This is a genomic window from Demequina lignilytica (assembly GCF_030418375.1).
Classification (GTDB): domain Bacteria; phylum Actinomycetota; class Actinomycetes; order Actinomycetales; family Demequinaceae; genus Demequina; species Demequina lignilytica.
Genome location: NZ_JAUHPZ010000001.1, coordinates 271871 through 298378 on the forward strand (window position 1 = coordinate 271871; position 26508 = coordinate 298378).

A 26508-nucleotide genomic window follows, 5' to 3' on the forward strand; every position below is an offset into this window, starting at 1 on the left:
CACCGATGAGGGAGGCACCCATGGCGCTGCGGATCGCGAGGCACGGGCGCGGGTGGCAGGTCCGCCCGTCGGACATCCTGCGCGTGGGACCCGGATTCGATCTGGGCGGCTTCGACACCTCGGCAACACCCGGGTTCGACGGGGGCAAGGCGGCCGGCGAGGCGGCGATCGCGACCCTGGGCGGGCGGCTGTCGGAGCTGCAGGAGAAGCTCTACGCGGAGAGCCGTGCCGGCGGCTCACGCGCCGTCCTGCTGGTGCTCCAGGGCATGGACACGTCGGGCAAGGGCGGTATCTCGCGCCACGTGCTCGGCATGGTCGACCCGCAGGGCGTCCAGGTGCGGTCGTTCGGCGTCCCCACGCCCGAGGAGCGTCGCCACCACTACCTCTGGCGCATCCGGCGGGCCCTGCCGCGCGCCGGCCGGATCGGGGTCTTCGACCGCTCGCACTACGAGGACGTGCTGGTGGTGCGCGTCGACGGCCTGGTCGACGGCGACCCCTGGCTCGAGCGGTACCGCGAGATCGAACGCTTCGAGAGGCAGACCGAGGAGGCGGGCATCACGGTCGTGAAGTGCGCGCTCATGATCTCCCCCGACGAGCAGCTCGCGCGGCTCGCCGAGCGCCTCGAGCGTCCGGAGAAGTTCTGGAAGTACAACCCCTCCGACCTCGACGCGCGAGAGCGGTGGGACGACTACATGCACGCCTACCAGGACGTGTTCGACCACACCTCGACGCCGAGCGCCCCGTGGCACGTGATCCCCGCCGACCGCAAGTGGTACGCCCGGCTCGCGGTCACCCAGCTGCTGGTCGACACGCTGACCGACATGAACCCGTCCTGGCCGCCGCCCGGCTTCGACGTGAGCGCCGAGCGGGCACGCCTGGGCGCGCTGCTGACGGAGCGGGCCGACGCCGACCGTGAGCCGCCGGCGTCCCGTCGCAAGGGCCGCCGCAAGGGTCGCTAGGGTGTCCCGGGTGACCCCCGACCTCCCCGCCACGATCGCCGCTCCCGTCGAGCACGAGCTGGTGATCAAGAGGTCCGTGTTCCTCACCCATCTCGCGCCCGTCGCGTCCATGGAGGAGGCCGAGGCCGTGATCTCAGGGATCCGCAGGCAGCGGTGGGACGCGCGGCATCACTGCACCGCGATGGTGCTGGGCGTCCACGCGGACCGTCAGCGCAGCTCGGACGACGGGGAGCCGTCGGGCACCGCGGGGGTGCCGATGCTGGAGGTGCTGCGCCACCGCGACGTGACCGACGTGGTCGCGGTGGTGAGCCGCTGGTTCGGAGGCACGCTCCTGGGCGCCGGCGGCCTGGTGCGCGCGTACACGGCATCGGTCGCGCAGACGCTGGATGGGGCGACGCTGCTGAGCCGCCGGGTGCTCACCCGCGTCGCCGTGGACGTCCCGCACGCCGAGGCCGGCCGGATCCTGTCCTTCGCCCACGGCTGGGCCCCCGCACACGGAGGCGCGGTGGGCGAGCCGGAGTACGGCGCGGCGGCGCGCATCGTCCTGATGGTGCCGCCCCGGCATCTCGACGCCTTCGACGCCGACCTCGCCGCGCTCACGGCCGGCGCGGCCCTCGCCGTCCGCGGCGACAGCATCGTCGCCGACGTCCCCGCCTGACCGCTCAGACGACCCGGTCGCCGAGCGCGGCGTGCGCCATCGACTCGAGCCGCGACAGGGCGCGCAGGTACTTCTTGCGGTAGCCGCCGCGCAGCATCTCCGGCGGGAAGATCGCCGTGAGCGGCTCCCCCGACGCCGCGATCGCCACGTCGCGGTCGTAGAGGCGGTCGACCAGGGCGACCACCCGCAGCGCCTGGTTCTGGTCGTCGAGCGGAGCGACGCCGTCGACCGCCAGGGCGGTCACGCCGTCGACGTACGCGCCGTACCGGCTCGGGTGGACCTGAGCGATGTCGGCGACCAGAGCGGGCCATCCGACGCGCGCGCCGCCCGCGGTGCCGGCGAGCGAGCCGAGAAGCTCCTCCGACGCGGGCGGCGGGAACTCCAGGTCCCCCCGGTGGCGGTAGTCCGGACCGTCGATCCGGATCACCTCGAACACCCGGGACACGGCCTGGATCTCCCGCTGGAAGTCCTCCGCCGCGAACCGGCCCTCCCCCAGGGCGTCGGGCAGCGTGTTCGACGTCGCCGCGATGCACGTACCCGCGTCGGTGAGCTCCCGCATGAGCCTCGCCATGATGAGCGTGTCACCGGGGTCGTCGAGCTCGAACTCGTCGATCGCGACCACCGCGAAGCGCGACAGGGCGTCGCGCGCGGCCGCGAAGCCGAGCGCCCCGACCAGGTTCGTGTACTCCACGAAGGTGCCGAACGCCGCGCGTCCCCGGAGCGCGTGCGCGACAGCGGCGAGCAGGTGGGTCTTGCCCACGCCGAAGCCGCCGTCCAGGTAGATCCCGGTGCCGGGTCCCCTGCGCCCGAGGCGCACGCGCCTGAGATGCGGCGCGGCGAACCGCGCGACCGCGGCGAGCGCCTGTGCTTGACTGGGATGCGCAGGGTCCGGAAGGTACGTGTCGAGCGTCGCCCCGTCGAAGTGCGGGGGCGGCACCAGGGCGGCCACCAGGTCGGACGGGTCGACGAGCGGCCTCCGGCCCAGCACTGTGACGGTCACGGCGCCCAGCCTACGGGGCGCCGGAGCGGGCGAGGTCCAAGGAGGGGCCATGGCGGAGGGGGCGCTCACGCTGTCCGGCGGCACGCCGGAGCGCATCGATCCGGACGACGCGGAGGCGCGGCTGAGCGCGCTCGCTGCGCAGCGGCCGAGCACCGTCCGCCTCGCGATGGTGGTGAGCGCGGACGGCCGTGCCACCGGGCCCGACGGCGGCGCGCGCAGCCTCGCGACACCGGCCGGCTCCCGGGTCGCCGCCGTCCTCCGGGCCGCGTGCGACGTGGTGCTCGTGGGAGGCCAGGCGGCGCGCAGGGAGCGCTACGCGGACATCGCGCTCCCGGAGGCTCTCGCCGCGGGTCGCGCCCGCCAGGGGCTGCGCGCGCTCCCGGCGGTCGCCGTCGTCACGCATGGCGGGATCCTGCCGCCGGGCCTCACCCCGGAGCACACCTGGGTCCTCACGCACGCAGGCTCCCCCGCGGTCACCCGGCTCGGCCCGGACTGGGCCGGCCGGATCATCGTGACGGGCCCCGACGACGTGTCGCCGCGCACCGCCATGAGCGAGCTCGCCGCGCGCGGGATGACGCGCGTCCTGTGCGAGGGCGGGCCGACCCTCGCCGGCCGCCTCCTTCAGCGAGGCGTGGTCGACGAGGCCTGGATGACCGCATCGTCCGTCCCCGGCGGAGCCCAGGGCAGGCCCGCGCCCACGCCGCCGCAGGGCTTCACGCCCGCCCTCGAGCTCGTGGGCGACGGCGCGACCGTCACCCGCTGGCTGAGGCGCTGACTACGCCTCCACCTCGGACCGGTCGCCCGACCACAGCGTGTGGAAGGTGCCGTCGACGTCGACGCGCTTGTAGGTGTGCGCGCCGAAGAAGTCGCGCTGCCCCTGGATGAGGGCCGCGGGGAGGCGCTCGGCGCGCAGCGAGTCGTAGTACGCGAGGGAGGACGCGAAGGCCGGCGCGGGGACGCCGGTGAGCGCGGACTGGGCCACCACGCGGCGCCAGGCGCCCACGCCCTCCGCGATCTCGTCGGCGAAGTAGGGGTCGACCAGCAGCGTCGGGAGATCGGCGTCGCGCTCGAAGGCCTGCGTGATGCGGTCGAGGAAGCGCGCGCGGATGATGCAGCCCGCGCGCCAGATCTTGGCCATGTCGCCCAGGGTGATGTCCCAGCCGAACTCCTCGGAGGCGGCCCGGATCTGGTCGAAGCCCTGCGCGTACGCGACCACCTTCGAGGCGTACAGCGCGAGCCGCACGTCCTCGATGAAGCCCTCGCGGTTGTTGATGTGGAAGTCGCCGGTCGACGCGGTGAGCACGCCGCGGGCGGCCTCGCGCTGCTTGACCTGCGACGAGATCGCACGAGCGAACGTCGCCTCCGCGATGCCCGTCACGGGGACTCCCAGGTCCAGTGCCGACTTCACGGTCCAGCGGCCGGTGCCCTTCTGGCCCGCCTCGTCCTTGATGACATCGACCAGCGCCTTGCCGGTGCGCGCGTCGGTCTGGCGGAGCACCTCGGCGGTGATCTCGATGAGGAAGCTCTCGAGGTCGCCCTGGTTCCACTCGGCGAAGATCTCCGCGATCTCCGCCGGGTTCAGGTCGAGGCCCGTGCGGAGCAGGTCGTACGCCTCGCCGATCAGCTGCATGTCGGCGTACTCGATGCCGTTGTGCACCATCTTGACGAAGTGGCCGGCGCCGTCGGGACCGATGTGGACGCAGCAGGGCGTGCCATCCTCCGCCTTCGCGGCGATCTTCTCGAGGATCGGGCCGAGGGTCACGTAGGACTCCGCGGGGCCGCCGGGCATGATCGACGGGCCGAGGAGCGCTCCCTCCTCGCCGCCGGAGACGCCGGAGCCCACGAAGTGCAGGCCCTTGGCCGCGAGGTCCTTCTCACGGCGCATGGTGTCCGTGTAGAGCGCGTTGCCGGCGTCGACGATGATGTCGCCCGGCTCGAGCAGGGTCGTGAGCTGGTCGATGACGGCGTCGGTGGGGCCGCCCGCCTGGACCATGACGACGACCATGCGCGGCACCTGAAGCGACGCGACGAAGTCCTCGAGGCTCTCCGAGCCGATGAAGTCGCCCTCGTCGCCGTGCTCCGCGATCAGCGACCGCATCTTCTCCGCCGAGCGGTTGTGCACCGCCACCGTGAAGCCGTTGCGGGCGAAGTTGCGCGCGAGGTTGCGGCCCATCACCGCAAGTCCGGTCACGCCGATCTGAGCAAGCGCCATCGTTCATCCTTGGTCGGGGGTTTCAGGAGAGACGCTGTCCAGCCTAGACGGTCGTGCGGCGCGTGGCGTACGCGCTGGCACGCGGGCTCGGGAATAGGCTCCCCGTATGGCAGAGGACCTCGACGCCGCCCCCGCGGACTTCCGCGCGGCGCTGCTGTCCCTGCGCGGGGCGCCCACGCACCGCGACGTGCGGCTCGCCGAGGTGCCCGCGCCCGGCCGCATCGCACCCTACGCGGCTGCGGTGTCGGGCGAGCTGGACGTCCACGGCCTCGAGGCATCGGGGCGCTTCGTCGTCCTGCACGACCCCGACGGCCAGCCTGCCTGGGAGGGGACGATGCGCATCATCGCCCTCGTCAAGGCGGTCGTCGAGCCCGAGGTGGGTCGCGACGAGCTGTGGGGCGAGGTCGCCTGGTCGTGGCTCAGCGACGCGCTCGCGGGGGTCCCGCACCGCGCCAGGGGCGGTACCGTGACCAAGGTGACCTCGACCTCGTTCGGCGAGCTGGCCGAGCGTCCCGACGAGGTCACCGTCGAGCTGCGGGCGTCGTGGACGCCCACCACCACCGATCTCGCGCCGCACATCGCGGCGTGGACCGATCTGATGGCAGCCTGCGCAGGCATCCCGCCGACGCCCGAGGGCGTGCGCCCGCTGCCGGGAAGGACCGCGTGACCGAGTCCGCCGCATCGTCCGTCGACCAGGCGACCGACCCCATCCCGCTCACCGAGCCGGAGGGGGGCGTCCCCGACATCGTCGACACGCCCGAGGCGTTCGCCGAGGTGTGCGCCGCGTTCGCGAGCGGTGCCGGCGCCGTCGCCGCCGACGCCGAGCGCGCCTCCGGTTTCCGCTACGGCCAGGCCACGTACCTGGCGCAGTTCAAGCGCGCCGGCGCGGGCATCGCGCTCATCGACACCGCCGCGATCACCGATCTGTCCCCGCTGGGCGAGGCGATCGGCTCCGCGACGTGGGTCTTCCACGCCGCCAGCCAGGACCTGCCCGGCATGCGCGAGCTCGGCCTGGAGCCGGCACGCGTGTTCGACACGGAGCTCGCGGCCCGCCTGCTCGGATGGCCGCGGGTGGGCCTCGCCGCCGTGGTCGAACGCGAGCTGGGGTTCGCGCTCGCGAAGGAGCACTCGGCACAGGACTGGTCGACGCGTCCACTCCCCCACGACTGGCTCGTGTACGCCGCGCTCGACGTCGAGGTGCTGCTCGACCTGCACACCAGGCTCGCCACCCACCTCGCGGCGGCGGACAAGCTCGTGTGGGCGCAGCAGGAGTTCGAGGCGGTCCGGCTGGCTCCCCCGCCCGCGCCGCGCGAGGACCCGTGGCGGCGCACCTCCGGCAGCCACCAGGTCAGGGATGCGCGGTCCCTCGCGATCGTCAGGTCGCTGTGGGAGGCCCGCGACGCCGAGGCGCGCCGACGGGACACCTCCCCGGGCCGGGTCCTGCGCGACCAGGCCATCGTGGCCGCCGCACAGGCGAAGCCGGGCTCGCTGGACGACCTGCTCAAGGTGAGGGAGTTCCAGTCCAAGGGCACGCGGCGCCGTGCGGCGCAGTGGTACACGGCCGTCGAGGCGGCCATGGCGCTGCCCGAGGATCAGCTCCCCGCGCGACGCGCGCCTCAGGGAGACGGCCCGCCGCAGCAGCGCGTGTGGAAGGACAAGCGGCCCGAGGCGTTCGCGCGGCTCGGTGCCTCGCGCGCGAGGATCGCCGCGCTGGTCGACCGGCTCGACATCCCGGCCGAGAACCTCCTGCAGCCCGACGCGCTCCGGCGAGCCTGCTGGGAGTACCGCGGCGGCGGCGAGCCGTGGATCAGGGAGTTCCTCGCGGGCCGCGGCGCGCGCCCGTGGCAGATCGATCTCACCGCGCCCGAGCTCGCGGAGGCGTTCGAGAACCCGACCGCAGGTACGGACGCCGCCGGGGACTGAGCGCGGCCCGGCTCCACCCCGGCTCCACCCCGGCTCCACCCCGGCTCCACCCCCGAGATGGGCGCTCGGTGCACGGAACCGCTCGGTCTCGTGCACGGATCGTCCACGCGGGACGATGCGGGGGGTCAGTCGCGGGTGATGAGCCCCAGCGCGTGCGCGGCGAGGTCCGACGCGTCGAGGCCCAGGTCGTCGACGATCTGCGCGCGGGTGGCGTGCTGGAGGAACTCGCGCGGCACGCCGTGGTGGCTCCACTGCGCCGGCGTCCCGGCGAGACGCGCGTAGGCCGCCCATTCCTCGCCGAGGCCCGCGTCCGTGAGGCCGTCCTCGACCGTCACGACCAGCTCCGCCCCGCCGATCGCCTCCAGCAGGCCCCCGGGCACCGGGTGCGCCCAGGTGGCGGTGAGAGCGATCGCAGAGATGCCCTCCGCGGCGATCTTCCCGACGGTCTCGACCGCGGTCGCGGCCATGGATCCCAGCCCGACGACCACGACCCGGGGATCCTCGCCGTGCTCCGCGAGCACGTCGATGTCCCCGACGCTGCGCAGGGCCGGGAGAGGCTCGGGAACGGCGCCCTTCGGGTACCGCACCACGGTCGGCGCGTCGTCGACGTCGAGCGCGTCCCTGAAGGCCTGGCGCAGGGTCGGCTCATCGCGCGGGGCTGCCAGCCGCAGCCCCGGCACGTGCCGGAGCAGCGCCATGTCCCACATGCCGTTGTGGCTGGGACCGTCGTCACCGGTGATGCCGGCGCGATCGAGCATGAACGTCACGCCCGCCTTGTGCAGCGCGACGTCCATGAGCACCTGGTCGAACGCCCGGTTGAGGAAGGTCGCGTAGACCGCCACCACGGGGTGCAGGCCGGCGTACGCGAGACCCGCGGCCGAGGTGACGGCGTGCTGCTCGGCGATGCCGACGTCGATCACGCGATCCGGTTGCGCGTCCGCGAACGGCTGGAGCCCCACGGGGGCGAGCATGGCCGCGGTCAGCGCCACGACGTCGGGCCGGTCCTCCCCCGCCGACAGCATCTCGTCCGCGAACACCGAGGTCCAACCGAAGCGCGACGCCTCGATCGGCAGCCCGGTCTCCGGGTGGATCCTGCCCACCGCGTGGAAGCGGTCCGCATCGTCCTGCTCCGCCGGACTGTACCCGCGGCCCTTCTCCGTGAGCACGTGGACCAGCACCGGCCCGCCGAGCTCCCGCGCCTGCTCGAGCGCACGCTCGACGTGACGCTGGTCGTGGCCGTCGATCGGACCGATGTACTTGATCCCGAGATCCGCGAACATGCCCTGGTCGGTGAGCAGGCCCTTGAGCGCCCGCTTCCCGTGCATGACGGAGAGGTAGGCGAAGTTCCTGAAACGGCCGCGGTTCGCGAACGTGCGCTTGCCCCAGCCGAGGAACTGCTCGTACCGACGATCGGTGCGGATCCCGTCGAGCTTGCGCGCCAGCCCGCCGATGGTCGGCGCGTACGAGCGCCCGTTGTCGTTGACGATCACCACCACCCGGTCGTGGGAGGCGCCCAGCGAGTTGAGGGCCTCCCACGCCATGCCGCCAGTCAGCGCGCCGTCGCCGATGACGGCGACCGTGGTGCGGCCGTCCTCACCTCGGAGCGTGTGCCCGCGGGCGATCCCGGCGGCCCAGGACAGCGCCGTCGAGGCGTGGGAGTTCTCGACGATGTCGTGGACGCTCTCGTCCCGTGCCGGGTAGCCCGCCAGCCCGCCGCGCCTGCGGAGGTTCGAGAAGTCGCGCCGGCCCGTGAGCAGCTTGTGCACGTACGACTGATGCCCGGTGTCGAACACGATCGAGTCATGGGGCGAGTCGAACACGCGGTGGATGCCGATGGTGAGCTCGACCACGCCCAGGTTGGGGCCCAGGTGGCCGCCGGTGCGGGACACGTTGTCGACCAGGAAGTCGCGGATCTCCGCGGCGAGCTCGTCGAGCTCCGCGTCTGTCAGATCCTTGAGGTCGCGCGGCGACCCGATGCGCTCCAGCACGCATGACTCCTTACTGTCGGAACTCTCACTGTACGGCCTGGACGGATGCGGCCCCGCCCGGCTCAACGCCGGACGGGGCCGTCATGCTTCCCGGGGCGTCAGCTCACCAGCGACCGCAGCACGTACTGGAGGATGCCGCCGTTGCGGAAGTAGTCCGCCTCGCCGGGCGTGTCGATGCGCACCACGGCGTCGAACGCGATCACGGAGCCGTCCGCCTTGGTCGCGGTCACCGGCAGCGTGCGCGGGTGCTCGCCCGCCGAGAACGCGGCGATGCCCGTGATGTCGAACGTCTCCGTGCCGTCGAGGCCGAGCGACGCGGCGCTCTCACCCGCGGGGAACTGCAACGGGATCACGCCCATGCCGATGAGGTTCGAGCGGTGGATGCGCTCGAAGCTCTCGGTGATGACGGCGCGCACGCCGAGCAGGCTGGTGCCCTTGGCCGCCCAGTCGCGCGACGAGCCGGAGCCGTACTCCTTGCCCGCCAGCACCACCAGCGGGATGCCCGCCTCCTGGTACGCGACCGACGCGTCGTAGATCGTGGTCTGCTCGCCCGTCAGCAGGTTCCTGGTGAAGCCGCCCTCGACCACCGAGCCGTCCTCGCCCGCCAGCAGCAGGTTCTTCAGCCGGATGTTCGCGAAGGTGCCGCGGATCATGACCTCGTGGTTGCCGCGGCGCGAGCCGTAGCTGTTGAAGTCCTTGCGGTCCACGCCGTGCGATGCGAGGTAGAGGCCCGCGGGGCTGTCCGCCTTGATGGATCCGGCGGGCGAGATGTGGTCGGTCGTCACCGAGTCCCCCAGCAGCGCGAGCACGCGCGCGCCCGCGATGTCCTGGACCGGCTCCGGCTCCATCCCCATCCCGTCGAAGTACGGCGCCTTCCGCACGTAGGTCGAGGCGTCGTCCCACTCGAAGGTGCTGCCCTCCGGGGTGGGCAGCCCGCGCCAGCGCTCGTCGCCCGCGAACACGTCCGCGTAGTCCTTCTCGAACATCTCCTGGGTGATCGCCGACTGCACGATCGCCTCGACCTCGCTCGGGTCGGGCCAGATGTCCTTGAGGAACACGTCGTTGCCCGCGGAGTCCTGGCCCAGCGGCTCGGTCTCGAAGTCGTGGTCCATGGTGCCGGCGAGCGCGTACGCGATGACCAGCGGCGGCGACGCGAGGTAGTTCATCTTCACGTCCGGGTTGATCCGGCCCTCGAAGTTGCGGTTGCCCGACAGCACCGAGACCACCGTGAGGTCGTGCTCGTTCACGGCGCCGGAGACCGGCTCCGGCAGCGGGCCCGAGTTGCCGATGCAGGTGGTGCAGCCGTAGCCCACCAGGTGGAAGCCGAGCGCCTCGAGGTCGGGCCACAGGCCGGCCTTCTCGTAGTAGTCCGTCACCACCTGCGAGCCGGGCGCCATCGACGTCTTGACCCACGGCTTCGAGCTCAGGCCCTTCGCGTTGGCGTTGCGCGCCAGCAGCGCGGCCGCCAGCATCACCGACGGGTTGGACGTGTTCGTGCAGGAGGTGATCGAGGCGATCACGACGTCGCCGTCCTTGAGCGGCACGGACTCGCCCGCCTCGTTCACGTAGGTCGCGGCCTTCGCGTCGCCCGTGCGGACGGTCTCGATGGCCTTCTCGAACTGCGGCTTCGACTCCGACAGCGCGACTCGGTCCTGCGGACGCTTGGGACCCGCGATCGACGGCACCACGGTGGACAGGTCGAGCTCGAGGTACTCGGAGAACACGGGCTCGCGCGCGGGGTCGTGCCAGAGGCCCTGCTCCTTGCAGTACGCCTCGACGAGGGCGACCTGGTCCGGGGTGCGGCCCGTGAGCCGCAGGTAGTCGATGGTGACGGAGTCGATCGGGAAGATCGCGGCGGTCGAGCCGAACTCGGGGCTCATGTTGCCGATGGTCGCGCGATTGGCGAGCGGCACGGCGCCGACGCCCTCACCGTAGAACTCCACGAACTTGCCCACCACGCCGTGCGCGCGCAGCATCTCCGTGATCGTGAGCACCACGTCGGTCGCGGTCGCGCCCGCGGGGATCGCGCCGGTCAGCTTGAAGCCCACCACCTTGGGGATGAGCATCGAGACGGGCTGGCCCAGCATGGCCGCCTCGGCCTCGATGCCGCCGACGCCCCAGCCGAGCACGCCCAGGCCGTTGATCATCGTGGTGTGGGAGTCGGTGCCGACGCAGGAGTCCGGGTACGCCTGGGTCAGGCCGTCCACGTCCTTGGTCATGACGCCTCGCGCCAGGTACTCGAGGTTGACCTGGTGGACGATCCCCGTGCCCGGCGGCACCACCTTGAAGTTGTCGAACGCGGTCTGTCCCCAGCGCAGGAACTGGTAGCGCTCGCGGTTGCGCTGGTACTCGAGCGCGGTGTTCATGTCGAGCGCGTCGCGGCGGCCGAAGATGTCGATGACCACCGAGTGGTCGATGACCAGCTCGGCGGGAGCCAGCGGGTTGATCGCGCTGGGGTCGCCCCCGAGCTCCGCGACCGCCTCGCGCATGGTCGCCAGGTCGACCACGCAGGGCACGCCGGTGAAGTCCTGCATGACCACCCGCGCGGGCGTGAACTGGATCTCGGTGTCGGGCTCGGCGGTCGGGTCCCACGCGGCGAGGGCGTGGACGTGGTCGGCGGTGATGTTCGCGCCGTCCTCCGTGCGCAGCAGCGCCTCGGCCAGGATCTTCAGCGAGTACGGCAGGCGCTCCAACCCTGGAACCGCGCCGAGACGGAAGATCTCGTACTCCTTCGTGCCTACCGTCAGCGTCGACTTGGATCCAAGGGTGTTCACGCTCATGCGATCTCCTCCGCGGTCTCGGGGACTCCCGTCTTCGGGCCTCCGGCCATCCTATCTGCACCCGCGGCGCCGGAACCGTCGCGGTCGGCGGAACATCCGCGGTATTTCTGATCTGCGGATGGCGCGGCCTGCGAGGGACGATGCTCGGGGTCAGGACCGTTCGAACGTCGCCACGGTCTCCACGTGGTGCGTCATGGGGAAGAGGTCGAACGCCTGCGCCTCCACCAGCCGGAACCCGTGCCCGGCGAGCAGCGCGACGTCGCGCGCGAGCGCGACGGGGTCGCAGGCCACGTACACGAGCCTCCGCGCCGCCGTGGCGTCCACCGCGGCGAGGGTGCGGGCCCCCGCCCCGGAGCGCGGTGGATCCAGGACCACCGCGTCGGCGGTGGGACGCTGGGTCTCGAGGAAGCGCCGGGTGTCCGCGTGGACGATCCCGGCCGACGGCAGCGCGTGCGCGTTCCGACGGGCGTCGCGGGAGGCGCCTGCGTCGGCCTCGACGGACGTCACGCTGCGTCCCTGCGAGGCGAGCGGGACGGTGAACAGCCCCGCCCCCGCGTACAGATCGAGGACCACGTCGGCCTCGCCGACGCGGCTCAGCACCTGCTCGACCAGCACGTGCGGCGCCTCGACGTGCACCTGCCAGAAGCCGGCGGCATCGACCTGGTAGCCCCACCGGCCCTGGGGAGTCTCGACGGACTCCCGCACGCGCCGGGGCGCGTTCGGCCGGGTGTCGGCGCGTCCGCCGCGCCACGGACGACCGTCGACCAGCAGCCTCGCCTCGCCCCCGCCGGGCGCGACCGCGGCGACGCGCGATCCCGCGGGGAACCTCCCGTCCAGGAGGGCGCGCTCGACCGCCTCGACGGCGATGGGCAGCGCACCGAGCGGGCGCATGCCGTCCCCCCGGTGCAGATGCATGGAGGCGCGCCCGTCCGGCCCCGCGGTCGCCGTCGCGCGGGTGCGCCACCGCAGTCCGCCGCGAGCGTCGTCGCCGGGTGCCGGGGCGACCTCGCCCGGGAACTCCAGGCGGGCGAAGCGCTCGAACGACTCGCGGAGCACGTCGAGCTTCCAGCGCCGCTGCGCGGGCAGCGCCACGTGAGCGAGCTCCCCTCCCCCGATGCCGCCCGGGCCCGCCTCGGGCCAGACCGACGGCACCCGGTCGGGCGACGCCTCGAGCACCTCGACGGCGTCCGCGCGCCACATCCGCGCATCGTCCCCGCCCTCGGTGACCCGGGCCATCACCACCTCGCCGGGGAGGGCGTGGCGCACGAACACGACGCGGCCCTCATGGCGGGCGACGCAATGGCCGCCGTGTGCGACCTTGCCGACGTCCAGCCGGACGAGCTCAGCCATCCTGGCCCGCCTCCCGCAGCTCGACGCGGGGCAGCTCACGCGTGAGCGCCTCGGACTCGACGGTGCCGAGCGCGGACTCGAGGTGCCACGGCACGGCGGCGACGACCACGCGCGGGATGGTCAGCAGCCGCTCCCGCAGCCGCATCGAGGCGCGGTTGTGGAGGAACCGTTCCCACCAGCGGCCCACGATGTACTCGGGCACGTACACGACCACCATGTCGCGCGGCGAGACGCGGTGGATCGAGCGGACATGATCGAGGACGGGCGTGACCAGGTCGCGGTAGGGCGAGTCGAGGATCACCAGCGGGACCCCGAGGTCGAGCTCGCCCCAGCGCCGCTGGAGCTCGACGGTCGCGTTGCGGTCGATCTGGACGCCCACCGCCTCGAGGCTCGAGTGGCGGGCGGCCTTGGCGTAGGCGATGGCTCGCAGCGCGGGCCGGTGGAGCTGCGCGACCAGGACGATGCCGTGGGTCGCGCTCGGGCGCGCCGAGGCCGGGTCGTCGGTCTCGATCGCGAGCTGCTCGCGAACGTGGGCGTAGTGCTGCCGGATCCCGCGCATCAGGAACACCAGCAGGAGCACCAGGAGCAGGGCGAGCCAGGCGCCCGCCGAGAAGTTGAAGACCGCGACCACGATCCACACGCCGGCGCCCACCGTCGCGGCGGCGGCGTGCAGCACCCGCGTCCCCTGCATGCGCAGCCGGCCGCGTCCCCGCAGCTCGAGCGCGATCCGCCGCCGCTGGAACCGCACCATGGCCACCTGGCTCAGCACGATCGCGGCGAAGGCGCCGATCAGGTACATGTGCACCAGCTGCTCGAGGCGGGCGCCCGTCCCGATCACCAGCAGCGCGGACGCGCTCGACACCCAGATGACTCCACCGCGGAACACGAGCCGGTCGCTCTGCTGCGACAGCTGCCGGGGCAGGTACGCGTCGCGCGCGAGCAGCGACGTGAGGCCGGAGAAGCGGCGGAACACCGCGGACGCAGCCGCGTACAGGATCGCGATGGTGGGCACGGCGACCGCCCACAGCGCGGCCGGATGGTCGAACATGCGCTCCGCGGCCTGCAGGAGCACGGGCCCCTGCTGCCAGCCGGACACCCGGTACTTCCACACGAGGAGCGAGGCGGCGAGGAAGGCGGCCGCGCCTGCGAGCACCGCGAGGATCAGCGTGCGCCCCGCGCGCTTCGCCCGCGGCTCCGCGTGATACGGCGCGGAGGAGGCGAGGTGCTCGATCCCCGTGAGCATGACCGCGCCCGAGGCGATCGCCCCGGCGAAGGAGAACGCGGCGGACCAGGTCGCGTCCGCCTTCACGGTGGCGGTGCCGGCGAGGTCGCCCTGGAGCGCCCCCACGAGAGCGAGCGCGCCGATCACGAGCAGGAACCCGAACCAGACCGCGAGCATGACCCGGGCACGCTCGCGGATGCCGCGCAGGTTCGCGAGCGTCATGATCACGATCGCGGCGAGCGCGATGCCCGTGTGGTAGCCCTCGAGGACGGGCAGCACGAACTCGGCGAACTGGGCGATCGCCGCGACTGACACGGCGACGGTGAAGATGTAGTCGACCAGCAGGGCCGCGCCGGTGACCATCCCCGCCGTGGGCCCGAGCTGGTCCTGGACGGTGCCGTAGTCGCCGCGCTCGTCGGGATGCTTGCGCACGTTCGACCGGTAGGCGAACCCGAGCAGGATCATGATCGCGCACACGCCCGCGGCCATCCACGGGAGCGCCGTCCCCTGGCCGCCCTTGCGCAGCGCGTCGAGCACCGCGTCCGGCGCGTACGCCACGGTCGACAGCAGGCTCGCGCCGAAGACCGGCAGGGCGAGGCGCGTCCTCAGCGCCATCCGCTGCTCCCGGCCGGTCGCGATGGGACGGCCGAAGACCAGCATCTTCAGGCTCTCGAGAAACCTCCGCACGTCGCACCATCCTAGGCTCAACGGGTATACGGTGGGTTGCCGTGCACATCGTGATCATGGGCTGCGGCCGCACGGGCGCCACGCTCGCGACGGAGTTCGAGGCTCGTGGCCACACCGTCGCGGTCATCGACCAGTCCGGCGACGCCTTCCGGCGGCTGCCGTCGACGTTCAAGGGTCAGCGCATCACGGGCATCGGCTTCGACCGCGACACGCTGGTCTCCGCGGGCGTCGAGGACGCCTACGGGTTCGCGGCCGTCTCGGACGGCGACAACTCCAACATCCTCGCCGCGCGCGTGGTCAGGGAGACGTACGGCGTCGACAACGTGGTCGCCCGCATCGCCGACTCGGGCCGCGCGGAGGTGTACCGCAGGCTCGGCATCCCGACGGTCGCTCCGGTGCCGTGGACCGCCGAGCAGATCGTGTCCCGCCTGCTGCCCGGCGGCACCGAGGACCTGTACGCGGACCCGTCCGCCGGCGTGTCGCTGCGACGCCTGCAGCTGCACGAGGGCTGGGTGGGACGCCCGTACACCGAGGTGCAGGAGCGCGCCCATGCGCGCCTGGCCTACCTGCTGCGGTTCGGCGAGGCGATGCTGCCGGGCGCGGGGACGGTGGTGCAGGAGGGCGACGAGGCGTACTTCGTGCTCGCGCCGCGCGACGGGATCGACCCGGTCCGGGTCACCGGCCAGGCGCCGGAGGTGAAGCGATGAAGGTGCTGATCGCAGGCGCGGGGTCGGTGGGCCGCTCGATCGCCCGCGACCTTCTCGAGCACGGTCACGAGGTGCTCCTGGTCGACAGCAGCCCCGCGGCGATGCGCGTCGCCCAGGTCGCCGAGGCCGAGTGGATGCTCGCCGACGTGTGCGAGATGTCCGCGCTCCGCGACGCCGGCGTCGAGCAGATGGACGTGGTCGTCGCGGCGACCGGGGACGACAAGGCGAACCTCGTGGTGTCCTTCCTCGCGAAGACCGAGTTCGGCGTCCCGCGGACGGTCGCCCGGGTGAACAACCCTCGCAACGAGTGGATGTACGACGCCCAATGGGGCGTCGACGTCGCGGTCTCGACGCCGCGCATCATGACGGCGATGGTCGAGGAGGCCGTCGCTGTCGGCGACCTCGTGCGCGTGTTCACCTTCCGGCAGTCCGGAGCCTCGATGGTCGAGGTGACGCTCCCGGTCGGGTCGCCCGTGGTCGGGGTGCCGCTGCGCGACATCCAGTGGCCCGTCGACATCGTGCTCTCGTGCATCGTGCGGGGCGACCGCACCATCGCGCCCGAGCCGGACGACACGCTCGAGGCTCACGACGAGCTGATGTTCATCGTGTCGTCGGAGGCGGATCCTGAGTCGCTGGAGCAGGTCCTGCGTCGCGGGCCAGCAGCCACACGCCCCACAGCGTGAGGGCGAACAGCGGGACGCCCATCGCGAGCTTCACGGTGCCCAGCACCGCGGTCTGATCGGCCAGCAGCAGGGGCACCTGCACCGCGAGACGCAGGGCGAACATCGCGGCGAGCACCGCCGAGGCGAGCTGGAAGCGGCGTCGCTCCGCGGGGTTGGCGCGCCAGCGCGTCCCCTCGCCGCGCAGCAGGCCCATGACGATGCCGACGACCGGCCAGCCGACGGCCATGCTCAGCAGGATGCCGGCGAGGTAGGCGGCGTTCAGCCACAGCCCCGGCACGAAGTACCCGGACGCGTCGCCCGAGCGCCAGGCCCAGATCGCGCCGATGGCGACGCCGATGGCGCCCGACAGGGCCTGGGTCGGAGGGGTCCGCTGGATCACCCGCGCGACGACGAGCACGGCCATCACTGCCACCGCCGCGATCACGGGCACCCGGAATCCCCCCACGATCACGTAGGCGGCCACGAAGGCGATGCCGGGGGCGGACGACTCGATGAAGCCGCGCCATCCGCCGATGGCCTCATGCATGGAGAAGCTGTCGCCTCCGAGGAGGCGGCCCGCCGCGGAGTCGTCGGCCTTCACGCGGACGCGGCCAGCTCGTAGCGGGGGTTGTACAGGCGTGGGAGCGACTCGGTCGCGCACACGCAGCCCTCGACCTCGAGCGTGATGCCCGGGGTGATGCCCGGGACCTCGCGGCGCCCCATGAAGACCGCCTCGAGGCGCCCGGTGCGGTCCTCGAGCCGGACCGTGAAGGCCGGCGGGGCGTCGGAGGGCTCGACCTGCACCGCCACCACGCGGCCGACCACGCGCGCGACGGCGCGGGGCTCGACGGTCCCGATGTCCTGGACGTCGCGCTGGGTCACGAGGCCCCCGTGGAGCCGAAGCCGCCCTCGCCCCGGTGCGACCCGGGCAGGTCGGCGACGGGGACGAAGTCGGCCGCCTCGACGCGCTGGATGACCAGCTGGGCGATCCGGTCGCCCTTGGCGAGCGTGACGCTCGCGGCCGGATCGGTGTTCAGCAGCGTCACGGCGATCTCTCCGCGGTATCCCGCGTCGACCGTGCCTGGAGCGTTGACCACCGTCACGCCGTGCCGCGCCGCGAGGCCCGAGCGCGGGTGCACGAACGCCGCGTAGCCCTGCGGCAGGGCGATCCGCAGGCCGGTCGGAACGGTGCGCCGCTCCCCCGGGGCCAGCGTGACGTCCTCGCGTGTCGTGATGTCCGCGCCGGCGTCTCCCGGATGGGAGTACCGCGGCAGCGGGACCTCGGGGTCCGTGACGGCGACCAGCACCTCGACGTCAGCCATGGATCAGGCCGCGCACTCCGAGCAGATCGGCTGGTCGCCCTTGAAGGTGGCGAGCTGGCTGCGGTGATGCACCAGGAAGCACGACATGCAGGTGAACTCGTCCTGCTGAGGGGGCAGCACCCGGACTGAGAGCTCCTCGCCCGAGAGGTCAGCGCCCGGCAGCTCGAAGCCCTCGGCCGCCTCGGCCTCGTCCTCGTCGACCACGCCGGACGTCTTGTCGGCGCGCCGAGCCTTCAGCTCCTCGATCGAGTCCGCCGAGATCTCGTCGTCGGTCTTGCGCGGGGCGTCGTAATCCGTTGCCATGCGGGCTGCTTCCTTCCAGGGTGCCTGTGGCTGTCCAATGCCGGGTGGGGCACTTTTGTTCCCCATAGGCGGGAGCATTGTGCCCCATCGCGCGGCAGAATGCGACTCGTGCGCGCTGAACGCGCTCTCCCGGCCGGACCGACCCCCGCCGCGGACGTCAGATGGTGCGCGCGCCGGCCGCGATCAGCGCGTCGTGCAGCGCGTCCCAGGCGCCTGGCGCGGCCGCCACCAGGAGGCTGTCGTCGGGGGCGGCGCCGTCGAGTCCCGCCACGCGCAGGCCCGCCTCCGCGGCGATCAGCGCGCCGGCCGCGAAGTCCCACGGGTGCAGCCCGTGCTCGTAGTACGCGTCGACCAGACCCGCGGCGACGTGGCACAGGTCGATCGAGGCCGAGCCGAGCCGCCTGATGTCGCGGATCTGCGGCAGCAGCTGCGCGACCAGCCGCCCCTGCGCCGCGCGCTTGTCGGCCGTGTACTGGAAGCCGGTCGCGACCAGCGACGCGCCCAGCGCCGGGGTCCCCTCACGGCGGAGCCTGCGACCGTCGCGCCACGCGCCCTCGCCCCGGGCGGCGGACCACACGCTGCCGCCCGCGTCCGCCACCGCGCCCGCCTCGAGCGTCCACGCGCGAGGCTCGGGGGGACCGCTGACAGCGGCGACCGAGACCGACCAGTGCGGGATCCCGTAGAGGTAGTTGACGGTGCCGTCGATCGGGTCGACCACCCAGGTGATGCCGGAGCGGCTCGCCACGTCGTCGCCCTCCTCCCCCAGCACGCCGTCATCGGGGCGGAGCTCGGCGAGGCGCTGACGCAGCAGCCGCTCGGCGGCGATGTCCATCTGCGTGACGATGTCGACGTCGGACGACTTGGTGTGCTGGACCTCGGCCTCGCGGCGTCCGGCGGCGACCAGCCGCTGCGCCTCCAGCGCGAGGGTGCGGGCGACGTCCATCAGCTCGAGCGGCGTGGTCATGCCTTCATCGTAGGCAGGGCCTCGGCGGGCCTCGGACCCGGTTGCGCGCGCTCGGGGTGTCGCACCCAGCGGGGCGGGCGGGCGCGTGGCACCCTGTGGGCATGACCAGCCTCTCACTCGTCGGCCCGTCGGAGGACGGCCTCCACCTGGTGGTGGAGACCGAGTCGGGCGACCGATTCGAGCTGCCGCTGACCGACGAGCTGCGCCACGCCGTCCGCTACACGCGTCCGGCGGCATCCTCCCGGCCGCCGGCCGAGCAGGTGGACGAGGCTCCGACGCTGAGCCCGAGGGAGATCCAGCAGCGCATCCGCGGCGGCCTCACCGCCGCCGAGCTGTGCGAGCTCACCGGCATCGCGATGGCCTCCGTCGAGAAGTACGAGGGACCCGTGGTGGCGGAGCGGCGCTACATCGCGGATCTCGCGCAGGAGACGCGGATCGGCCGCGATCCGTCCGCTCCCCAGCTCGGCGAGCTGGTGACCGACCGCCTCGCCGCCCGTGGCGTCGACCCGGAGTCCGTGGTCTGGGATGCCTGGCGGGAGGTCGACGAGCCGTGGCGGGTCGCCGCCGACTACCGCGTGTCCGGACGATCGGTGCGAGCCCAGTGGGTGTTCGACCACGCCGCGAGGACGGTCACGGCGGAGGACGAGGAGGCGCGCTGGCTCTCGGAGACCGAGCTGCTCGACGTGCCGATCCCGCGCCGCCACCTCTCGGCGGTCCGCGAGGCCGCGGAGACCGCGGCGCCTCTGCAGGAGAGCCGCCCGCCCGCGCCCACGACCGACGCCGTCCCGGTGGTCGAGCTCGCGCCGGCGACGCCGCCCGCCTCGCCCGTCGACAACCCCACCGAGCTGCTGCTCGAGGACCTCGATCTCCGCCGCGGCACCCGTGAGACGGTGGACGACCCCGATACCGACGAGGACGACGAGGTGTTCGAGGGCTTCGGCCCCGCGCGAGCGCGTCAGGCGGAGACCGGCTTCCGCCACCCCGCCGGGAAGGCACGCGAGCAGGCCGCCGAGACCGCCGCACCCGCACCTGCGCCCGCCAAGCCCGCGGAGCCGTCCGAGCGCCGCACGGCCGCGAAGCGTGGACGCGCCTCCGTGCCCAGCTGGGACGAGATCGTGTTCGGCGCGAAGAACGACCAGGGCTGACCAGGAGACGCAGCCCCGGCCTCAGCCGTGGGCGACCAGCAGGGGGACCCGCAGCTCGTCCTCGGTGAGCGAGCCGTGGACACCGATGAGTCCGAGCGCCTGCGCGCTCTGGGTGCGCGAGTCCACCACGGTGGCGCGTCCCGCCATGGCGACCACCACGTCGCCGATCCTGGGCTCGACATGGGGCGCCACGGCGCCGAAGAGCCCCGCCCCGACCGCCTGGTCCCGCGTCATCGGCACGCCGTGACCGTCCAGCACGTCGGACCATCGGGCCGCCACCGCATCGGCCGCGCCCGCGTCCTCGAGGTGCAGGTGGAGGGCGCGCGGCTCCCCCGCCACCAGGCGGATGCCGCGGGCGAGCGCGGGCTCGTTCCCGAGGTCCCACCGCGGGGCTCCCGTGACGTCCACCATGCCGTGATCCGCCGTCACGACCATCGCGGCGCGCCTCGGCAGCCGCGCGCGCAGGCGCCGCAGCTCCTGGTCCGCCTCCTCGAGGGCCGCGACCCAGGGATCCGACTGCCAGCCGTGCTGGTGACCGGCGGCGTCGATCTCGCCCCAGTAGAGGTAGGTCAGGCCCGGGCGCCGGGCGCGCGCGATCGCCTCGTCCACGCGTTGCGCGAGCGGATCGGCGCCCACGAACTCGCCTCCCGACAACGCGGCGCGCGTGAGGCCGGAGCCCGCGAACCTGCGCTTGCCGAGCGTGGTCACCGTGATGTCCGCGTCCGCTGCGAGCCGCAGCAGGGACGGCTCGCGCTGCCACGTCTCCGGGTCCCCCGCGCCGTCCCACGAGACCAGGTTCGCGGCGGCCCCGGTGGCGGGGTTATGAGCCGTGTAGCCGGTCATGCCGGTGGCGCCGGCGGCGCGTCCGGTCCCGAACATCGCGAGCGACGTCGCCGTGGTGGTGGGGAACCCGGCGGAGATGACGCCCGACTCCGTTGTCCTCAGGAAGGGGGCGTGTCCGCGGCGCGCGTCGAGCTGATGATGGCCCAGTCCGTCGAGCAGCACGACCACGACGTGGTCTGCGTGCGGGACGCCCAGGCGCGCCCGGTCGGCCTCGGCGTCGCGTCCGGGGACGATGCCGGGCGCACCGAGCGCCGCCAGCGCGGCGGGGAGCACGGCGCCGAGCTCCCGTCCACCCAGGTCGGGGAGCGACAGGCCCGCCGCGGCGAGCCTGTCGAGCGTCACAAGCGCGCCCCGATCGCCCCCTGCAGCACCGAGGAGAAGTCCTGGAGCGCGCGCACCGTGTCCTCGCCGTCGGCGATCACGCTGACGCGCACGAGGATGTCGTCCGACGTCAGGGTCCCGGTGTAGCCGTGGTCGGCCTCGCAGCTCTGGTCGCCGCAGGTGGCGGGCTCGAGGTCGAGCCGGGAGTGGACGGAGCCGCCGACCGCGAGCACGAGCTCGTTCGGGAGGTCGCCCTCGGTGAACGCCTCGGGGTCGTGGATCACGTGGGTCATCGCCGTGTTCCGGATCGCGGTCAGCGCGGTGGTCTCGACCGTGGCGGAGGCCTCGCGTCCGCTCTCCTGGCCCCCGAGACCGGCACCGTCGTCCATGTGGAGACGCAGCAGCCGGGTCTCGGTGATGACCAGCGCGGTCATGTGACGCCGGACCTCGCGGTCGTCGAACGTGGTCTCGGCGTGCACGAAGTGCCCGCGCACGTTCTCGGCGCCGATCGCGGAGCGCAGCACGGTGGTGGCGAGGGCCGGGTAGTAGCCGGCCGTCCGGACGGCCTGGTCGAGCGTGTGAGCCATGGCGGCTATTGTCTCACCTTCGTGGGCTGTCGCCCGGCTGTCCCCCGCGGGGCGGTCGGACCGGGCCCCGCGTGGCGAGCGGCGGGTGTCCGACCGCCGCGAGACAATACGGGCTGAGCATCGCCGCGGGACACCGCGGCGCCGGAGAGAGAAGAGGCGTCAGATGACCCACGCGGCCGACGCGCAGATCGTCGACATCGACGTGAGCGCGGAGATGGAGGCCTCGTTCCTCGAGTACGCCTACTCGGTCATCTACTCCCGGGCGCTGCCCGACGCCCGCGACGGCCTCAAGCCCGTGCAGCGCCGCATCGTCTACATGATGCAGGACATGGGCCTGCGACCCGAGCGCGGCTACGTGAAGTCGGCGCGCGTCGTCGGCGAGGTGATGGGAAAGCTGCATCCGCACGGCGACTCAGCGATCTACGACGCGCTGGTGCGCATGGCGCAGTCCTTCTCCCTGCGGCTCCCGCTGGTCGACGGCCACGGCAACTTCGGCTCGCTCGACGACGGCCCGGCGGCGTCCCGATACACGGAGTGCCGGCTCGCACCCGCCGCGCTCGCGATGACGGCGGACCTGGGCGAGGACGTCGTCGACTTCGTCCCCAACTACGACAACAAGCTCACGCAGCCGGCCGTGCTGCCCGCGGCGATCCCGAACCTGCTGGTCAACGGCGCCGCCGGCATCGCCGTCGGCATGGCGACCAACATGGCGCCGCACAACCTGATCGAGGTGGTGGCCGCGGCCCGCCACCTGCTCGACAACCCGCGCGCCGAGCTCGACGAGCTCATGCGGTTCGTACCCGGGCCCGACCTGCCGACCGGCGGCAAGATCGTGGGCCTCGAGGGGGTGCGCGAGGCGTACGAGTCGGGGCGCGGTCGCTTCATCACCCGCGCCACCACGCGGATCGAGAAGGTCACGGCGCGCCGTCAGGGCATCGTCGTGACCGAGCTCCCCTACCTGGTGGGCCCCGAGAAGGTCATCGAGAAGATCAAGGACGGCGTCTCGTCCAAGAAGCTCGAGGGCATCTCCGCCGTCACGGACCTCACGGATCGCCATCACGGGCTGCGGCTGGTCATCGAGGTCAAGAACGGCTTCAACCCCGAGGCCGTCCTCGAGAAGCTCTACCGGTACACGCCGCTCGAGGAGTCGTTCTCGATCAACAACGTGGCGCTCGTCGACGGCGAGCCCCGGACCCTCGGGCTCAAGGAGCTCCTGTCGGTGTGGGTCGGGCATCGCGTCGAGGTGGTGCGACGTCGCTCGCGCCACCGCCTCGCCGCCCGTCGCGACCGGCTCCACCTGGTCGACGGCCTGCTCATCGCGATCCTCGACATCGACGAGGTCATCCAGATCATCCGGGCGGCGGACGATGCGGCGGTCGCCAAGGAGCGGCTGCGCACCGCCTTCGACCTGTCGGAGATCCAGGCCGAGTACATCCTCGAGCTGCGCCTGCGCCGCCTCACCAAGTTCTCGCGCCTCGAGCTCGAGAACGAGAAGTCGCAGCTGCTCGCCGAGATCGCCGAGCTCGAGGAAATCCTCGGCTCCGAGTCCGTGCTCCGGTCCGTGGTGGGCCGCGAGATGGACGCCGCGGCCGCCGAGCACGGCACCCCGCGTCGCACCATCCTGCTCGCCGACGGCGGCGCCCTCGCACCCGCGGCGGCGACCGGCGCGAGCCGCGCCAAGGCGCCCGCGATGGCGATGGAGATCGAGGACTCGCCGTGCTACGCCCTGCTGTCGACCACCGGGCTGATCGCCCGTACGTCGGCCGACGAGCCCCCCGCGCGCGACGGCCGGCGCTCCCCGCACGACGCGCTGCGATCGACCGTGCACGCCACGGCACGCGCGGATGTCGGCGTCGTCACGACGACGGGTCGCATCGTCCGGCTGTCGCTGCTCGACGTCCCCGCGCTCGCCCCGACCAGCGAGCCGCCGTCGCTCGGGGGCGGCACCCCGATCGGCGAGCTCGTCGTGCTGGAGCGCGGCGAGGAGGCGCTCGCCCTGGTCCCTCTCGACGGGACCGCCCCGCTCGCGCTCGGCACGGCCCGCGGCATCGTCAAGCGTGTCAAGGCGGACGACGTCCCGACGAAGGACGCCTGGGAGGCGATCGCGCTCGCCGACGGTGACGTCGTGATCGGGGCCGGCGCCGCGGCCGACGGCGACGAGCTGCTCTTCATCGCGTCGGACGCGAGCCTGCTGCACTTCGACGCGGCGAACGTCAGGCCGCAAGGCCGCGCGGGCGGCGGCATGGCGGGCATCAAGCTGGCCGCCGGCGCCTCGGCCGTGTTCTTCGGCACGATCGCCGCGGGCACCGAGGCCGCCGTGGTGACGATCGCGGGACCGTCCGACGCGCTCCCCGGCACGGCGGCGGGCTCCGCCAAGTGGACGCCGCTGGCGGAGTTCCCCGGGAAGGGGCGGGCCACCGGCGGGGTCCGGTCGCACCGCTTCCTCAAGGGTGAGGACGCGCTGCTGCTCGCGTGGGCGGGCGCGGCCCCGCCGCGCGCGTGCTCCGGCGCGGGCCAGCCTCTCGACCTGCCCGGCGAGCCCGGCCGACGCGACGGGTCGGGCGTCGGCATGCCGGCGCCCGTGGGCGGCGTCGGCTGACCGCGTCGGCGATCGCTGGACCCTAGACGGTCGGCTCTACGACCACCGCGTCGCGCTCGCGCGGCTGGCGCAGCCGGACGGTGTCGCCCACGAGGAGGACGTCGCCGCGGAAGAAGCGCAGCAGCCACAGCACGGCGTCGACGTTGGCATCGTGCTGGAGCCGCGCCGGCGCGCCCGGCTCGGCGCGCGTGGAGCGGCGCCCGATCACGTCGAGCACGGAGTGGACCGCCAGGGTGTACTGGCCCCGCAGCACCGTCTCGAGGGGGCGCGCGACCTTGCGGTACCGCACCTTCACCCCGTAGCCGCCCGCCTCGACGTCCGCCTTGTGGCCGACCTCCGCGGTGCGACGCACGTACAGGCCCTTGGTGGGCAGGATGCGCGCCACGTCGACACCGCGCCGCATCGCGATCTCGAGGGCGAACGCGAGCCCGTACCCCGAGGCCTCGCCCGTGTTGGAGAACACGGCCACGTCGCCGGGCACCTCGCGGGGACGCATGATGAGCACCGCGACGGTGGGATGACCGCGCTCCCCCGCGTCGATGGCACCGTTGACCGCCTGGTGCAGGAAGCGGCGACGCTGGATCGGCTCGGCCACCGCGAGCAGCACGCATCCGGCCTCCGCCTCGGCGACGATCGCCTCCCGGACCCCGCCGCCCTTGAGGAGCCCGCCGTCGAGGACCTCGATGTCGGGGCGGAGTGCGCGGAACCTGTCCGTGGCGTCGAACAGCGCGTCCGTCGAGAACAGCACCAGCGACGCGGCGGCCATCGCGAGCCTGTCGACCGCGCGGTCGCTCAGGCGATGGCCGTCGAGCACGGCGATGCGCCGGGTCCTCTCGATCACCCTGTCCATCTCAGCCCCTCACCGGGGCGTGACCCCCGCATCGTGCTCCCCCAGGTCCTCGCGCGCCGTCGGCGCGCCCTCATCGTCAGTGACCCTCGAACGACCAATGACGGTCCGTCAGCAGCTTGCCGATCACCAGGCCCACCATGATCGACAGGACCACCAGCAGCACCTCCAGGATGGCGCCGATCGTGTCGGAGTAGCGACCCTCGTTGAGGCTCACCACCGACTGGAACGCCAGCACCCCGGGGATCATGACGAGCACCGCCGGCACCTGCAGCGTGATGATCGGCGAACGGGCGAGATCCGCGGCGAGGGCCGCGAGCACGCCCACGATCACGCAGGCGATCACCGTCGCCATCTGGATCATCATGCCGTCCTCGATCATCGCCTTGCGGATGGTGTTCGCGACCATGCCGATCGCCGCGGCGAACAAGGCCATGCGCCATGGCGAGTTGAACATCAGCGCGAAGCCCAGCACGCCGATCAGGCTGGCGAGTGCGGTGACGACCACGTGCGTGGCCGCGGTCATCTCCATGGGCTCGCGCACGGAGGTGTCGAGCCCGCCCAGCAGGGTGAGCGCCCACACGCTGAGCGCCGCGCCGAGCGTCATCATCGATCCGAAGACGATGCGGGAGATCCCCGCGGAGAAGTCGAGCTTGGCGAGGTCGAGCGCCCCCGTGATCAGCGGGAACCCGGGGAGCAGGAACAGGACGCACGCGATGTAGCCCGAGGCGTGCACGTCGGTCGCGGCGCCGAAGAGCGCGTAGACGGCGACCGAGCCCAGGTACGCGCCGCACGCGATCGCCGCCGCGAGCATGGTGGTGCCGAAGGGGTTGAAGCCGCGGTGGTGGAAGGCGCGACGCACGAACTGGCCGAGCGACGCGGCGATGAGCACCGCGATCACCTCGAGGGGGCGGGCGTTGTTGAGCACGGCGAAGCCGGCGCACGCGCCGCCCGCGTAGATCGCGTTCATGACCGGGTGGTGCCGGGCGGGCGCCTTCTCGATCCGGTCGAGCGCCGCGGAGACCTCCGCGACCGAGGTGCGCTCGGGGACGTCGCGCCGGAACCGGTCGAGCATCGCGATGCGGTCCGCGTTGACCCCGAGGCTGCGGATCTCGGTGACCTCGGTGCGGAAGATGGGTCCGCGGTGCGTGGTCGCCGTGATCTCGGTGAGCGTGACGTGCGCCGCGTGGTGGTCCACGCCCAGCGCGTGCGCCACCGCCTGCATCGCCTGCTTGACGCGGTAGCTCGCAGTGCCCGCGGCGAGCATCATGCGCCCGACCCGCAGGATCGCGCCCGACTGCCGGATCAGGCCGACGGGCTCGAGGGCGTCCTCGTGGTCGCCCGCCTGGATGTAGGCCTCCGCCATGCGTCCCGCCTCGTGTCGTGTGCCTGCCGACGCGCGCGGCGCCGCCCTGATGGCCCGGGGACT

General features: G+C 73.0%; 24 protein-coding genes. 9 read left to right on the top strand and 15 right to left on the bottom strand.

Features of this window, described 5'->3' with window-relative positions:
• Window positions 1-20 precede the first annotated feature (20 nt).
• Entirely contained in the window at window positions 21-959 is a 939-nt protein-coding gene (locus QQX13_RS01270; RefSeq protein ID WP_301152211.1) for a polyphosphate kinase 2 family protein, read from the top strand.
• A 10-nt stretch (window positions 960-969) separates the two neighbouring features.
• Complete coding sequence (locus QQX13_RS01275; RefSeq protein ID WP_301152212.1) at window positions 970-1617, top strand: IMPACT family protein; 648 nt, start codon at window positions 970-972, stop codon at window positions 1615-1617.
• Window positions 1618-1621: 4 nt separating this feature from the next.
• Here the strand turns inward: QQX13_RS01275 and zapE are convergent, their stop codons facing one another.
• A complete protein-coding gene (zapE, locus tag QQX13_RS01280) occupies window positions 1622-2617 on the bottom strand; it encodes a cell division protein ZapE (protein ID WP_301144352.1) in 996 nt (331 codons plus the stop codon).
• A 49-nt stretch (window positions 2618-2666) separates the two neighbouring features.
• Here zapE and QQX13_RS01285 point away from each other — a divergent pair, with 49 nt between their 5' ends.
• A complete protein-coding gene (locus QQX13_RS01285) occupies window positions 2667-3392 on the top strand; it encodes a dihydrofolate reductase family protein (RefSeq protein WP_301144353.1) in 726 nt (241 codons plus the stop codon).
• On the opposite strand, the gene gnd is transcribed toward QQX13_RS01285, so the two are convergent.
• Entirely contained in the window at window positions 3393-4829 is a 1437-nt protein-coding gene (gnd, locus tag QQX13_RS01290; protein WP_301152213.1) for an NADP-dependent phosphogluconate dehydrogenase, read from the bottom strand. It abuts the gene before it with no gap.
• Window positions 4830-4935: 106 nt separating this feature from the next.
• On the opposite strand from gnd, the gene QQX13_RS01295 reads away from it, so the two are divergent.
• Both QQX13_RS01295 and QQX13_RS01300 read left to right on the top strand, forming a co-directional pair.
• A complete protein-coding gene (locus QQX13_RS01295) occupies window positions 4936-5496 on the top strand; it encodes a DUF3000 domain-containing protein (protein WP_301144355.1) in 561 nt (186 codons plus the stop codon).
• Window positions 5493-6752 (top strand): HRDC domain-containing protein, encoded by a 1260-nt coding sequence (locus QQX13_RS01300; protein ID WP_301144356.1) that lies wholly within the window; start codon window positions 5493-5495, stop codon window positions 6750-6752. Before QQX13_RS01295 ends, QQX13_RS01300 begins: the two co-directional genes overlap by 4 nt.
• 125 nt (window positions 6753-6877) lie before the next feature.
• Here QQX13_RS01300 and dxs read toward each other — a convergent pair whose 3' ends face one another.
• From dxs to QQX13_RS01320, 4 genes are all read right to left on the bottom strand, one after another.
• Window positions 6878-8740, bottom strand: coding sequence for a 1-deoxy-D-xylulose-5-phosphate synthase (dxs, locus tag QQX13_RS01305; RefSeq protein ID WP_301152214.1), 1863 nt, complete (start codon window positions 8738-8740; stop codon window positions 6878-6880).
• Window positions 8741-8838: 98 nt separating this feature from the next.
• On the bottom strand, window positions 8839-11520 hold the full coding sequence (gene acnA, locus QQX13_RS01310; protein WP_301152215.1) for an aconitate hydratase AcnA: 2682 nt from the start codon (window positions 11518-11520) through the stop codon (window positions 8839-8841).
• A gap of 150 nt (window positions 11521-11670) precedes the next feature.
• The gene (locus QQX13_RS01315; protein WP_301152216.1) at window positions 11671-12870 is read right to left on the bottom strand and encodes a class I SAM-dependent RNA methyltransferase; all 1200 of its coding nucleotides are present in this window, start codon (window positions 12868-12870) and stop codon (window positions 11671-11673) included.
• Window positions 12863-14779 (bottom strand): APC family permease, encoded by a 1917-nt coding sequence (locus QQX13_RS01320; protein ID WP_301152217.1) that lies wholly within the window; start codon window positions 14777-14779, stop codon window positions 12863-12865. The genes QQX13_RS01315 and QQX13_RS01320 overlap by 8 nt, the downstream gene beginning before the upstream one ends.
• Before the next feature lie 41 nt (window positions 14780-14820).
• Between QQX13_RS01320 and QQX13_RS01325 the strand changes: the two genes are divergently transcribed.
• Both QQX13_RS01325 and QQX13_RS01330 read left to right on the top strand, forming a co-directional pair.
• The gene (locus QQX13_RS01325; RefSeq protein WP_301152219.1) at window positions 14821-15486 is read left to right on the top strand and encodes a potassium channel family protein; all 666 of its coding nucleotides are present in this window, start codon (window positions 14821-14823) and stop codon (window positions 15484-15486) included.
• The gene (locus QQX13_RS01330; protein ID WP_301144362.1) at window positions 15483-16169 is read left to right on the top strand and encodes a potassium channel family protein; all 687 of its coding nucleotides are present in this window, start codon (window positions 15483-15485) and stop codon (window positions 16167-16169) included. The genes QQX13_RS01325 and QQX13_RS01330 overlap by 4 nt, the downstream gene beginning before the upstream one ends.
• On the opposite strand, the gene QQX13_RS01335 is transcribed toward QQX13_RS01330, so the two are convergent.
• The 5 genes from QQX13_RS01335 to QQX13_RS01355 form a co-directional block, all read right to left on the bottom strand.
• Window positions 16087-16749 (bottom strand): DUF3159 domain-containing protein, encoded by a 663-nt coding sequence (locus QQX13_RS01335; RefSeq protein ID WP_301144363.1) that lies wholly within the window; start codon window positions 16747-16749, stop codon window positions 16087-16089. The genes QQX13_RS01330 and QQX13_RS01335 overlap by 83 nt on opposite strands.
• A complete protein-coding gene (locus tag QQX13_RS01340) occupies window positions 16746-17030 on the bottom strand; it encodes a single stranded DNA-binding domain-containing protein (RefSeq protein ID WP_301144364.1) in 285 nt (94 codons plus the stop codon). Before QQX13_RS01340 ends, QQX13_RS01335 begins: the two co-directional genes overlap by 4 nt.
• Window positions 17027-17470, bottom strand: a complete 444-nt coding sequence (dut, locus tag QQX13_RS01345) for a dUTP diphosphatase (protein ID WP_301144365.1) — start codon at window positions 17468-17470, stop codon at window positions 17027-17029. The genes QQX13_RS01340 and dut overlap by 4 nt, the downstream gene beginning before the upstream one ends.
• 3 nt (window positions 17471-17473) lie before the next feature.
• Entirely contained in the window at window positions 17474-17773 is a 300-nt protein-coding gene (locus QQX13_RS01350; protein WP_301144366.1) for a DUF4193 domain-containing protein, read from the bottom strand.
• Between the two features lie 157 nt (window positions 17774-17930).
• On the bottom strand, window positions 17931-18737 hold the full coding sequence (locus tag QQX13_RS01355) for an inositol monophosphatase family protein (protein ID WP_301144367.1): 807 nt from the start codon (window positions 18735-18737) through the stop codon (window positions 17931-17933).
• A gap of 101 nt (window positions 18738-18838) precedes the next feature.
• Between QQX13_RS01355 and sepH the strand changes: the two genes are divergently transcribed.
• Complete coding sequence (gene sepH / locus QQX13_RS01360) at window positions 18839-19882, top strand: septation protein SepH (RefSeq protein ID WP_301152220.1); 1044 nt, start codon at window positions 18839-18841, stop codon at window positions 19880-19882.
• Between the two features lie 21 nt (window positions 19883-19903).
• Here sepH and QQX13_RS01365 read toward each other — a convergent pair whose 3' ends face one another.
• Together QQX13_RS01365 and QQX13_RS01370 are read right to left on the bottom strand one after the other, a co-directional pair.
• Window positions 19904-21067, bottom strand: coding sequence for an alkaline phosphatase family protein (locus QQX13_RS01365; RefSeq protein WP_301152221.1), 1164 nt, complete (start codon window positions 21065-21067; stop codon window positions 19904-19906).
• Window positions 21064-21633 carry a DUF5998 family protein gene (locus QQX13_RS01370; protein WP_301144370.1) on the bottom strand — a complete coding sequence of 190 codons (570 nt, stop codon included), beginning with the start codon at window positions 21631-21633 and terminating at the stop codon, window positions 21064-21066. Before QQX13_RS01370 ends, QQX13_RS01365 begins: the two co-directional genes overlap by 4 nt.
• Window positions 21634-21796: 163 nt before the next feature.
• Between QQX13_RS01370 and QQX13_RS01375 the strand changes: the two genes are divergently transcribed.
• Entirely contained in the window at window positions 21797-24232 is a 2436-nt protein-coding gene (locus QQX13_RS01375; RefSeq protein ID WP_301152223.1) for a DNA gyrase/topoisomerase IV subunit A, read from the top strand.
• Window positions 24233-24254: 22 nt separating this feature from the next.
• Here QQX13_RS01375 and QQX13_RS01380 read toward each other — a convergent pair whose 3' ends face one another.
• Window positions 24255-25082, bottom strand: a complete 828-nt coding sequence (locus QQX13_RS01380) for a hypothetical protein (protein WP_301152224.1) — start codon at window positions 25080-25082, stop codon at window positions 24255-24257.
• Between the two features lie 76 nt (window positions 25083-25158).
• Window positions 25159-26445, bottom strand: a complete 1287-nt coding sequence (locus tag QQX13_RS01385) for a threonine/serine exporter family protein (protein WP_301144373.1) — start codon at window positions 26443-26445, stop codon at window positions 25159-25161.
• Window positions 26446-26508 lie beyond the last annotated feature (63 nt).